Source organism: Dolichospermum sp. LEGE 00246 (assembly GCF_015207865.1).
In the GTDB taxonomy this organism is placed as follows: Bacteria; Cyanobacteriota; Cyanobacteriia; order Cyanobacteriales; family Nostocaceae; genus Dolichospermum; species Dolichospermum heterosporum.
This window is the reverse complement of sequence record NZ_JADEWA010000169.1, coordinates 1-10,403: the sequence shown is the minus strand read 5'-3', so window position 1 is coordinate 10,403 and position 10,403 is coordinate 1. Positions and strand designations below refer to the sequence as shown.

The window sequence follows — 10,403 nt, the reverse complement described above, 5'->3', positions numbered from 1 at the left end:
ACGTAATACAATCAATTATTAAAGCTAGTGTACAATTTAAAATATTTACTGAAGATTTTTTTAAATCACTAGAATTGGAAGATGATATCACACCTAAAGAATCGGAAGCTATGTTAACTTCTTTAGCATCTACAAAAAAATGGGATTATGTATATAGAAAACTTGCATAGTCCTAAATTTATTGCAAAAGAAGATGTACTAAGTATACATAATAAGCAAATTAACTTATATGGTGGCTCATACGGTATCCGCGATGAAGGTTTATTAGATTCTGCGATTTACCAACCTCAAGCAAGTTTTGGAGGAGAATTTTTACATCCTACTATTGTTGAACAAGCAGCAGCATATTTATTTCACATTACTAATAATCATGCTTTTATAGATGGAAATAAACGCACCGCTTTTGATGTTATGGTGACATTCTTGAACTTGAATGATTATGAACTGAACATGACACCAGAAGAAGCATATCAATTAACAATGCAGGTTGCTGATAATAAAGTTAGTAAAGAACAGTTAATTGAGATATTGAGAGATTGTATTATAGAATTATTTTAAAATATGATTTGAGATGTGGTGCGTTACGCTGTCGCTAACGCACCCTACAATTAAAGCTATTAAACTGTCACCCCTTCCAATTGTTCATCACTCAATTCATACAACTGACGCAATTTTTCTAACTTATCTGCGTCAGCTTGCCATAATCCGCGTCCTGATGCTTCTAACATTCTTCCCAGGATATTTTTAAAGGCTTCAGGATTGGCTTTGCGTAATTTTTCCGCCATTTCTGGATCTAAAGCATAGGTTTCTGCTGCTTGATCATATACCCAATCATCTTGGAAATCAGCAGTTCCACCCCAACCTATTAACGCCGTCATGCGTTGGGAAATTTCAAAAGCGCCCCCAGAACCTTGATTCGCCATTGCGTTAGCCCATTTAGGATTTAATAACTTAGTTCTGTATTCCATTCGCAATAAATCATCTAAATTGCGGGGTGTGGTGTCTTTAGAAAAACTTTCGACAAAACTGGCTTGTACTTTTTTGCCGCTTTGTTTTTCTGCGGCTTTTTTCAAACCGCCTGTATTGGCATAATATTCCTGAATATCGGTTAATCCATATTCTACCGAATCTATTTCTTGAATAATGCGATCGCTAGTTTTTAATAAGGTCTGTAATACTTCTGGTCTAGCTTGTCCTTTATCATTTCTACCATAACTAAAGACATTGCGACTTTCCCAAGTATTTCCCAAATCTTCTCCAGATTCCCAATTACCATCAACCACCCTATCATTAACTAAAGAACCAAAATCGCCAGAGGGATTAGAAAACAATCTTGCGGAAGAATTTTCCACACCTTGGGCTTTCAAAATCAAAGCGTGTTTTCTAATAAAATTCATTTCCTCCGGTTCATCAATTTCCGCAGCCCGTTGAAATAAATCATCCAATAATTCAATGATATTCACAAAACTATCTCGGAAAATACCCGATAGATTTGCTAACACATCAATACGCGGATGTCCAACTTCAGCGAGAGGTTTTAAATCATATCTAACTATGCGTCCTGTTCCTTCCTTGACAGGTTCAGCGCCTACCAATTCCAAGAGAATCCCCAAAGATTCACCCTTAGTTTTAATAGCATCCAAACCCCATAATAAAACTGCCACTGTTTCTGGATATTTCTTATTTTCATCTAAAGACTGAGAAATAATTTTCTTAGCAATTTCCTTACCTCGTTCAAAAGCAGCAGGAGAAGGCATCCGATAAGGATCTAAAGCATGAATATTCCTACCCGTCGGTAAAACACCAGCACCATCACGCAACAAATCACCACCAGGTGCAGGAGGAATAAACTCACCATTTAACCCTCTTAAAAGATTCGTTAACTCATCAGTAGATTGATTTAATAATCTTGTAATTTCCTCTTCCTCCTTCTCTCTGTGTTCTCTGTGGCTCTGTGGTTCGTTTCCAAAATAAGCATCCAAATAACCAGTTAACTCCTCCTGATTCGGTGCTTCACCTAAAGTATGTAAACCAGAAGAAAAAAGACGATTTTCGAGAACTTGGAGATACTCATACAACTTGACCAAATAATGATCAAAAGCATGATTACTAAACATCCTCACATTTTCCGGTGTAAAGGGAATACCCAACCTTTTAGCATCATCAAAAGGACAATCTACCTCCAAACCGGTATCAACAATTTTTTTACAAATCCCTTCCTTTAACAGATAATTCTTTTCTGGATCTTCCCGATATTCTGCGATTAAATCGCGTAAATTCACCAATTCCTTATATAAACCAGCGCGTCCATAGGGTGGGACATTATGAGAGATTAATACTCCATAACCACGACGTTTGGCTAAGATTGATTCTGAAGGATTATTTGCGGCATAGACATAGAGATTTGGCAGATTTCCCAAGAGAATATCAGACCAAGAATAGCCAGTATTTCCTAATGGTGAACCGGGCAACCATTCAACCGTTCCGTGCATTCCGAAATGAACAACTGCATCAGCTTCAAATTCATTTTGTAACCATTTATAATAGGCTGCATATTGGGGATGGGGGGTTAAATCTCTTTCAAACATTAACCGCATGGGATCACCTTGAATTCCCAAAGGTGGCTGGACACCTATCCACACATTTCCTAATTGCACACCACCAATATTGAACTCATCACCATAGGTTTTAATGCCGCTACCGGTGAGGTATTTCCATTGTTTTTCAATGCGAGTTGTGAAAAGATAACCTAACCATTTTTCTAAGGTTCTGGCATTAACGGTAGAACCCCCCCTAGCCCCCCCGTAAACGGGGGGGGATATGCCTTCCTCTCGGCTGGCGATAGGATTAATTTCATCTGCTTCTTTAATTTGTTGGATTAATACTTCACCATCTTCAGGAATATCACCAACTGTATAACCCTGTGCTTTGAGTGCATTTAGTAATTTAATTAAACTGCGAGGAACGTTTAATAATGCAGCAGTTCCCACTGCACCATAGCCAGGGGGAAAACCATATAAAATAATGGCTATTTTTCGTTGGGAAATAGGTTTTTGGCGGAGAGAAACCCAACTTTTGACTCTATTAGTTAATCGCTGCATTCGTTCAGGAACTAAATAAATTTGTTCACCGACTAAACCACCGAGGGGAATTGTATCAATCGCACCATCTAATTCTGGCAAAGCATACAGTACAACACTTTGCAATCCGCCTACACCTTGGCGCGTCCAAGAATAAATATCTTGAATTAATAACGGTGCAGCGACGATATAAGGGACATTTTTGGCTGTGAGAATGCGTTTAGCTACTTCCACCTGTCTTCCTGCTTCCATTGAACCAGCCGGACCACCAACTAGGGGAAATCCAATGGTAGAAACTATGGCATCAATTTTTACTGCTTCTGCGGTAAGGGAAGGAGTTTCAATGTTACCTCTTTGACGTTGTTGGGTTTCGTAGTCGCTGGTCATCCAATCTCTGACGGCTACGTGACCTTCTACGCCGTTGATAAAGATGGGTAAGGGAGTTAAACCGGCTTTTTCAAAATAGCGGATCAGTTGGGGAATATAGGGCAATTTGGTAATGACGTGCTTTCGATAAAGTAAAATACCGATGATTGGGCGCAGACCCTGCGCCCCTACGTCCTGGTCTCTTTTCCGATACCATTGTAAATATTCGCGCGGTGATCTAAAAAAACCTTGATATTCGGGATGCAACAAACCCATGTCGGGGGTTTCAATGGGTGGCGGTATATCTCCAATTTTTAAATCTAAGTATTTTTCCGCAATTGTCCAAAATAAGGCAGCGACGTTTTCTGAACCGCCGGCGTTCCAGTAACCATAGATAATTAACCAGTTACGAAGGTCTTGGACTTTTTGGACGGGGATGAATTTTAATAACTTGGGTCCAATTTTCAAGAAACTGATATAACCGGCGAGTTTGTCTTCTTCTTTACCGTTGCTGAATTTGTCAAGGATGAATTTAATGGGTTTGGGCATTCCTGCGGGTTTGTCACCAATAGCGAATGCTCCTATTTTGGTTAAACTAATTAATTCCAGTGCTGACTCGAAAATGAGACGGATAGGAATATTAGCGACGCGCTCTCGCAACCACACAACTTGGTCATAATCGAAGAGTAAACTGCCAAAGAACACATCTGCGTTTTTGAGGGCTGCTTCTACTTCCGGGCTATTGGTGGTAATATTGCGATCGCTAAATACTCGAATATCCAACTCTGGACACCGGGAACTAGCCAAATCAGCCGCTTTTCGGTACAAGTCCACGTTAAACGATTCAAACCCAGCAATCAAGACAATGCGTTTCATGCGCTTTTGCTACGAAATATTTCTTTACATTGATCTTAAACATTTTTGGGGATTAATGGGGGAATCTCTACCTAGAGATTAAAATAATGTCTATGCTTTTTGGAACTAAATTAACCAGTAGCAGACTCTTGGCATAGCAACAAAGTCAATTAAGGAGATAAAAATGAAATTCGGCATTGATATTGGTCACAACTGCCCTCCCGATAGTGGTGCAGCTGGTATTAAATCGGAAGATAAGTTAACAATGGAAGTGGGTAACAAGGTTATCGCTAAATTAGAAAGTTTAGGACATATAGTAATCTCATGTAAACCAAATAGTGCCAGTACAGTAAATCAATCATTAGGTAGTCGGTGCGAAAAAGCCAATAATAACCGAGTAGATTTTTTTGTATCTATTCATTTTAATGCTTTTAATGGACAAGCTAATGGGACAGAAGTATTTGCTATTAGTGACGCTGGCAAAAAAGTTGCCCAAAAAGTATTAGATGAAATTGTCAAATTGGGCTTTTTTGATCGTGGTGTTAAAAGTGGTTCACACCTATATGTTCTGAAAAGAACAAATATGCCAGGGATTCTCATAGAAGGTTGCTTCATTGATTCTGCCAAAGATATGCAAATATATGATGGTGAAGCAATGGCTAATGCCATAGTTGCCGGGTTAACAGGTAAAGTAGCAAATATTTCTGTAAATCCTGCTTCTAATGCTCCTGCAAATACTGTGCCTAATGCTCCTGCAAATTCTGTTATAGATGAAGAACAGAATAAAGATAAGAGCATTCTCAGACTACAACAGGCTTTAAATCGGCTGAAAATTACTGATAAAAATAATCGGACCCTAGTAGAAGATAATGGCATGGGGGCGGCTACATCTTCGGCAACGGAAAAATTCCAGAGAATTGTGGGAGTTTTACCAACAGGAATTGCTAGTAATACTACCTGGGATGCTATCAATCAAATATTAGCTAAACGAGTTATTCAAGGAACTCATGCTAGTGGTGTGATTATCAGATATTTACAATATCGTATAGGTGCTAATCCCGATGGTATTTATGGTTCGCAAACGGAAGCAGCACTCAAGAAATTTCAACAGCAAAATGGTTTAACTGCTGATGGTATTATTGGGGCAATGACTTGGCAGAAATTGATAGGTTAGCAGTAATTTTTTACCTAATATCTATCTAGACTTCATAAAGGATATTGCTGGTAAATAGGGGGTTATACTCCCTATACTAGTAGTCTGGAAAATGACGGGTGAAGGCAAGCAGGGGGAGAAGAGAGGCAGGGGGGAAGAACAGAAGTTTTTTCCGAAGAACTCAACTCGTCTCATTCCCAGTCTCTGACTGGGAATGAATTCTAGAAGGCTCTGCCTTCAATGATATTAGAGGCAGAGCCTCATCAACTGCATTCCTAGTCAGAGACTAGGAACGAGATGTGGTAGGGATTTGAGCTTAAGTTGACACCTATGAGTTTTTGCTTTACCCCTACACATCTGGGTTCTTTGTCATTTGGCGAAAGTTTAAATCTCACCCGTGTGTAGTATAAAAGTTCTATGGCTATTATTAGTCCTGAGTTAGCAGCAGCTTTTAATGATGAAACTAAGAGGATGTTTGAAAAGTTTTTAATGTATAAATAAACCCCTCTCCAAACCTCTCCAGTATTAAATGTTATTCCTTTTCCCTCTCCTCTTAGGAGCCTCTTAGGAGAGGGTTAGGGAGAGGCTTTGAAACCCCCATTCCAGCTAAGTAATCTTATTTTATTTACTTAAATTTGTAGGAAAAGTAACGTCTTCATAAACATTAGTTAGAGAACAAGAAAAATTCACACTGTTTAACTCTAATTGTTGATTTACTCTATAGCTATAAAGAACCCATCTTCCTTCAGCATTGCGCCGAAAACAATCAATCCTTTGCCGATTCTGGCTTACTAAAACATATTCTTGTAAAGTGTCTAATTCTTGATAATCACTAAATTTATCACCTCTATCTAAGGCTTCTGTAGAAGGTGATAAAACTTCAATAATTAAACTCGGATATCGTTTAAAATATTCAAATTGTGTATCTCTTGAATCGCAAGTTACCATAATATCAGGATAATAGAAAATATCTAGAGATTCAATTCTCGCTTTCATATCAGCGACATAAAGACGGCATCCTGTACCACGAATATGATTTCTTAAAAGGGCGACTAAGTTAGCGGTAATTGTCACATGAGCATCACTAGCACCAGCCATTGCGTAAATTTGCCCTTGGATATATTCATGTTTAATAGGGCTGGATTTTTCAGCTTCTAAATATTCTTCTGGGGAAAGATAGGGGTGAGATTGGCTAAGAGTCATATTAGAAAATTTTTATATTGATTATTTAGATAATATCATATATTGTGTTACAATGTTAGTTAGAATTGAGGTTAAAAATATGACTCCCATAACATCAAAAAAAGGGTCAAGTGATATTAGACGGAAAGCAGTATCAAATTCCTGTGAATGTGGGTAAAGGTATTAATGAAATTTTATTGGGTTCTGAGTGGTTGAAGTTGTTGCGTTTGGTGGTGGATTTTCCAGAGGGTATTTTAACTTTGGGATAATTTTTTATTTCGCGCAAAGATACAAAGGAGCAAAGGCGCAAAGGAAGAGAAGTGTTATAAAATATATATAGGTCAAATACCAGGATAAATCATGACTATTCGAATTAATGCTCCTCCTGCTATTGATTATGCACCTCTGGAATTACAAGGGGAATTAATCGCTATGCAAGAATTAACTATTGAGGAGTTATTAACTATTGCTCAAAGTCGAGTTCCAGAAAGTCAGCAAGAATTACATTTACAACTTTTAGAAAAAAATCAAAATAATCAATTAAGTGAATCTGATAGATTATTATTGAAATCGCTGCGAGTGAGTGCTGATTATTTAATGCTGAAAAAAGCCTATGCCTATGCACTTTTAAAATGGAAAGGTTATTCTCTTCCAGATTTTGAGCAATTAGTATAATACCAGTGTCATCTATTTCTAAATCTCTTCGTCAACAAGTTATTAATGAGGCGAGCTATAGATGTGAATATTGTCGCACATCTAGCCGTTTAACAGGTATGCCTTTAGTTATGGATCATATTTTGCCTAGTTCTTTAGGGGGAAATGATGAGCGAGAAAATTTAGCTGCTTGTTGTTATCGTTGTAATGAGTTTAAAGGAGCGAAAATAACAGCTAATGATCCTGTAACGAATGAATCTGTATCTTTGTTTAATGCTCGTCTACAAAGATGGTTAGAGACTTCCAAGAAATAAATTATCCCAAGAAACGAACCACAGAGGCACAGAGTACACAGAGAGAGAATTTTTGCATCAGTTTTGGGACATTTTTTTATTTGGAAGTCTCTTAGATCATTTTCAATGGGCAAATGGTGGTACTCATATTATTGGGATAACTGCTATTGGCAGAGGTACGGTTTTAGCTTTACGATTAAATAATGAAGATGTTGTCCAAGCTAGGGCTATTTGGATTGGTTTAAGTTGGCATCCTCCTAATGATTAATGATGGGGATTTTTGGGGTTTTTATTTCGCGCAAAGAAAAAATGAAACCCCAAACAAAGGTTTTTGTAATCTTACCTATTGACAAATGATAAGGGTTACGTATAATAGTACGTAATATTATCTTTATATTAAGTCAGCGTTTCTGGAAAACGCAGGTATCATGTCAATGGCAATTTTTAGCAATGCTTACTCAGATGAGTTAGTGACAGCTACTGAGTTAAATCGTCAACCTGGAAAGGTTTTAGATAAGGCTTATGAACACCCAATTACTATTACTAGAAATGACCAATCTTTTGCGCTGTTGCGTCGTGAGGATGTGGCTTATTTAGTGAAAGGTGTAACACAAAGTAAGGCGGTTTTTGAGGTGTTATCGGTGGCGTTTCGGTTATTGTTGGGTCAAGAAATTGGTTATGAACATCCTTATGGTTGGTTGCGGGTTTTTGATGCTGATGAATTGCAAGAGTTTATTAAAGAAGTGAGTGAGGCTTTTCGCTTAACTGATACTTCTAATCAGGCTTGGGATTTGATTGATGCTATTATTTATGAATGGAAAGAAAGTTCTATAGCTATTAGTAGTCCTGAATTAGCAGCAGCTTTTAATGATGAAAATAAAGAGGGAAAATCATGTTAAAATTCATGTTCAAATAATGATAAAAGTTGCAATTAAGCACAATTTAAGTTAAGATAATAAATAGAGTTAAAGTTAATGATATGACTCACATAACATCAAAAAAAGTGGTAAGAAGAGGAAGAATTTTTCCTGAATTGATTATATCACCAGAAGAATTAGCTAGACGAGAAGCAGAAGATGAAATATTTTATCAACGTTGTCGGGCAATTTTTGATCGTGTCCGTCCTGAATATATGGAAAGTCACTATGGTTGGTATATTGCCATAGAACCAGATAGTGGAGAATACTTTCTTGATCAAGATAATATCCAAGCTCATAAAAAAGTCCATGAAAAATATCCAAAGGCTAAGAATTATGTGTTTTGCTTAAATGAAACAGGAACGACTGGGAGAATATGATTCAGGGAAATTTTGGTAGTGAGGGGCAGCTATTTTTTGAGATTGATTTGATTACGGCTGATGGATTAAATCTACCTGTGGATGCGATGTTAGATACAGGATTTACCAAGTTTATGGCAATTAATACTCAAGATTTGGATGGACTGGATTGGGTTTTTCTTGGTAATGAACCTATGCAAACAGCACAAGGTGAATCAAGGTTTAATATCTATTTAGGTAAGGTAATATTGGATGGTAAGGAATATGAAATTCCTGTTCATGTGGGGGATAATATTACAGAAGTTTTATTAGGTTCTGAATGGTTGAAGTTTTTGCGTTTGGTTGTGGATTTTCCAGAAGGTATTTTGAATTTAGGATAATTTTTTATTTCGCGCAAAGGTGAAATCATGAATATCCAAATTAAACCGGAATTAGAGCAAATTATTCAAGCGCAAATTGCTACGGGTAGATATACAAATCCTGAAGATGTAATTAGTAAGGCTTTGAAGTTACTTTTGGAGTGGGATAAGGGTTATCAAAATTGGGTGGAAGAAACACGGGAAAAGGTTGATATTGCTATTGAACAATTGGATAGAGGGGAAGGTATTAATGGAGATGTTGTGATTTCACAATTGCGGGATAAGTTGCGTCAAGCGAGAGAGATAAAAGGATGAAAATACATATTATTTCTCCAGAAGCTAGTCGGGATTTATTAGAAATTATTGATTATTTTGCCAATAGAAATATTGATGCTGGAGAGCGTTTTGTTGATGAATTTGAGAAAAAATGTAAATATTTAGCTAATTTCCCCAATATGGGGCGTAGCTATGAATATATTAGGGTTGATTTGCAGGGTGTTCCTTTGGATGGTTATGTTATTTTTTATTGAGTTATTAATGGTGGGATTGAAATTGTGCGTGTAGTTAGTGGTTATCGAAATCTGGAATCTTTGTTTACAGAATCAATGGATGATTGAAACTTTATCTCACGCAAAGACGCAAAGGAAGAATACAAAAAATTTAACCCTCTGCAAAACCAGTAAACTGCCTAATATGAGGCACTCTAAATCGCTTTACCTGCTTCAATGATAATAATACTTTCTCCTGCTGCTACTTGGTGAAGATAGCTAGTGAAGTTTTTCTGGATTTCATCAATGGTTATGGTTAACATGAGATGATTGTTTAGGAATGTTTCTAGTATATCAAGAAGTTATGAATATTTTTATTTCACGCAAAGGTGCAAAGGAAGAGAAGTGTTATAAAATATATACAGGATAAATAGCAGAATAAATCGTCAGTAACCCAGCCCTAAAGGGACTGGGCTTGCAAGAGTAATCAAGCAAGCCGTACTGACCAGACCACCCTGAGTTTACTCTCATGGTAGCCGTTATTTGAGTCACGACACCCCGGAATGCGAAGCTAGTTCCCTGCTCTGTCGCTTGTGATTAAACAGTTCTAAGGTCACTGGAACAGTGTTGCAAGCCTAACAAGCTCTTATAACAGGTCGTTCGCGCAGCGTGCCGGAGGCATCTAGCTAACATTACC

Annotated in this window: 14 protein-coding genes; 11 read left to right on the top strand and 3 right to left on the bottom strand. The window is 37.4% G+C overall.

Going from position 1 to position 10,403, the window contains the following annotated elements:
* Nucleotides 1-147: 147 nt before the first annotated feature.
* A complete protein-coding gene (locus IQ228_RS12935) occupies nt 148-558 on the top strand; it encodes a type II toxin-antitoxin system death-on-curing family toxin (RefSeq protein ID WP_228043856.1) in 411 nt (136 codons plus the stop codon).
* Nucleotides 559-617: 59 nt separating this feature from the next.
* Here IQ228_RS12935 and bchH read toward each other — a convergent pair whose 3' ends face one another.
* Nucleotides 618-4,322 carry a magnesium chelatase subunit H gene (gene bchH / locus IQ228_RS12930; protein WP_193963020.1) on the bottom strand — a complete coding sequence of 1,235 codons (3,705 nt, stop codon included), beginning with the start codon at nt 4,320-4,322 and terminating at the stop codon, nt 618-620.
* A gap of 163 nt (nt 4,323-4,485) precedes the next feature.
* Between bchH and IQ228_RS12925 the strand changes: the two genes are divergently transcribed.
* Nucleotides 4,486-5,475, top strand: coding sequence for an N-acetylmuramoyl-L-alanine amidase (locus IQ228_RS12925; RefSeq protein ID WP_027402917.1), 990 nt, complete (start codon nt 4,486-4,488; stop codon nt 5,473-5,475).
* Nucleotides 5,476-6,075: 600 nt separating this feature from the next.
* Here the strand turns inward: IQ228_RS12925 and IQ228_RS12920 are convergent.
* Complete coding sequence (locus tag IQ228_RS12920; protein ID WP_027402916.1) at nt 6,076-6,657, bottom strand: Uma2 family endonuclease; 582 nt, start codon at nt 6,655-6,657, stop codon at nt 6,076-6,078.
* 110 nt (nt 6,658-6,767) lie between these two features.
* Here IQ228_RS12920 and IQ228_RS12915 point away from each other — a divergent pair, with 110 nt between their 5' ends.
* The 9 genes from IQ228_RS12915 to IQ228_RS12875 all read left to right on the top strand — a co-directional run bounded on the left by IQ228_RS12915 (nt 6,768) and on the right by IQ228_RS12875 (nt 9,748).
* Complete coding sequence (locus IQ228_RS12915) at nt 6,768-6,905, top strand: hypothetical protein (RefSeq protein ID WP_228043855.1); 138 nt, start codon at nt 6,768-6,770, stop codon at nt 6,903-6,905.
* Between the two features lie 91 nt (nt 6,906-6,996).
* Nucleotides 6,997-7,311: a hypothetical protein gene (locus tag IQ228_RS12910; protein ID WP_027402915.1), complete on the top strand. Its 315-nt coding sequence runs from the start codon at nt 6,997-6,999 to the stop codon at nt 7,309-7,311.
* A 5-nt stretch (nt 7,312-7,316) separates the two neighbouring features.
* Nucleotides 7,317-7,604 (top strand): HNH endonuclease, encoded by a 288-nt coding sequence (locus tag IQ228_RS12905; RefSeq protein ID WP_234413254.1) that lies wholly within the window; start codon nt 7,317-7,319, stop codon nt 7,602-7,604.
* 52 nt (nt 7,605-7,656) lie between these two features.
* Nucleotides 7,657-7,851, top strand: coding sequence for a hypothetical protein (locus IQ228_RS12900; RefSeq protein WP_228043854.1), 195 nt, complete (start codon nt 7,657-7,659; stop codon nt 7,849-7,851).
* A 160-nt stretch (nt 7,852-8,011) separates the two neighbouring features.
* On the top strand, nt 8,012-8,482 hold the full coding sequence (locus tag IQ228_RS12895) for a hypothetical protein (RefSeq protein WP_027402914.1): 471 nt from the start codon (nt 8,012-8,014) through the stop codon (nt 8,480-8,482).
* 80 nt (nt 8,483-8,562) lie between these two features.
* Nucleotides 8,563-8,880, top strand: a complete 318-nt coding sequence (locus IQ228_RS12890; RefSeq protein ID WP_027402913.1) for a hypothetical protein — start codon at nt 8,563-8,565, stop codon at nt 8,878-8,880.
* A complete protein-coding gene (locus tag IQ228_RS12885; RefSeq protein ID WP_027402912.1) occupies nt 8,877-9,239 on the top strand; it encodes a hypothetical protein in 363 nt (120 codons plus the stop codon). Before IQ228_RS12890 ends, IQ228_RS12885 begins: the two co-directional genes overlap by 4 nt.
* 27 nt (nt 9,240-9,266) lie before the next feature.
* Nucleotides 9,267-9,533, top strand: coding sequence for a type II toxin-antitoxin system ParD family antitoxin (locus IQ228_RS12880; protein ID WP_193963019.1), 267 nt, complete (start codon nt 9,267-9,269; stop codon nt 9,531-9,533).
* The gene (locus IQ228_RS12875) at nt 9,530-9,748 is read left to right on the top strand and encodes a type II toxin-antitoxin system RelE/ParE family toxin (protein ID WP_306459842.1); all 219 of its coding nucleotides are present in this window, start codon (nt 9,530-9,532) and stop codon (nt 9,746-9,748) included. Before IQ228_RS12880 ends, IQ228_RS12875 begins: the two co-directional genes overlap by 4 nt.
* A 173-nt stretch (nt 9,749-9,921) precedes the next feature.
* On the opposite strand, the gene IQ228_RS27430 is transcribed toward IQ228_RS12875, so the two are convergent.
* Nucleotides 9,922-10,029 (bottom strand): prevent-host-death protein, encoded by a 108-nt coding sequence (locus tag IQ228_RS27430; protein WP_035082810.1) that lies wholly within the window; start codon nt 10,027-10,029, stop codon nt 9,922-9,924.
* Nucleotides 10,030-10,403: the final 374 nt, after the last annotated feature.

What these genes read in the sequence shown, in the direction of transcription:
- IQ228_RS12935 (WP_228043856.1), top strand. Translation starts at nt 148, where the DNA reads ATGTATATAGAAAACTTGCATAGTCCTAAATTTATTGCAAAAGAAGAT.
- bchH (WP_193963020.1), bottom strand. Translation starts at nt 4,322, where the DNA reads ATGAAACGCATTGTCTTGATTGCTGGGTTTGAATCGTTTAACGTGGAC.
- IQ228_RS12925 (WP_027402917.1), top strand. Translation starts at nt 4,486, where the DNA reads ATGAAATTCGGCATTGATATTGGTCACAACTGCCCTCCCGATAGTGGT.
- IQ228_RS12920 (WP_027402916.1), bottom strand. Translation starts at nt 6,657, where the DNA reads ATGACTCTTAGCCAATCTCACCCCTATCTTTCCCCAGAAGAATATTTA.
- IQ228_RS12910 (WP_027402915.1), top strand. Translation starts at nt 6,997, where the DNA reads ATGACTATTCGAATTAATGCTCCTCCTGCTATTGATTATGCACCTCTG.
- IQ228_RS12895 (WP_027402914.1), top strand. Translation starts at nt 8,012, where the DNA reads ATGTCAATGGCAATTTTTAGCAATGCTTACTCAGATGAGTTAGTGACA.
- IQ228_RS12890 (WP_027402913.1), top strand. Translation starts at nt 8,563, where the DNA reads ATGACTCACATAACATCAAAAAAAGTGGTAAGAAGAGGAAGAATTTTT.
- IQ228_RS12885 (WP_027402912.1), top strand. Translation starts at nt 8,877, where the DNA reads ATGATTCAGGGAAATTTTGGTAGTGAGGGGCAGCTATTTTTTGAGATT.
- IQ228_RS12880 (WP_193963019.1), top strand. Translation starts at nt 9,267, where the DNA reads ATGAATATCCAAATTAAACCGGAATTAGAGCAAATTATTCAAGCGCAA.
- IQ228_RS12875 (WP_306459842.1), top strand. Translation starts at nt 9,530, where the DNA reads ATGAAAATACATATTATTTCTCCAGAAGCTAGTCGGGATTTATTAGAA.
- IQ228_RS27430 (WP_035082810.1), bottom strand. Translation starts at nt 10,029, where the DNA reads ATGTTAACCATAACCATTGATGAAATCCAGAAAAACTTCACTAGCTAT.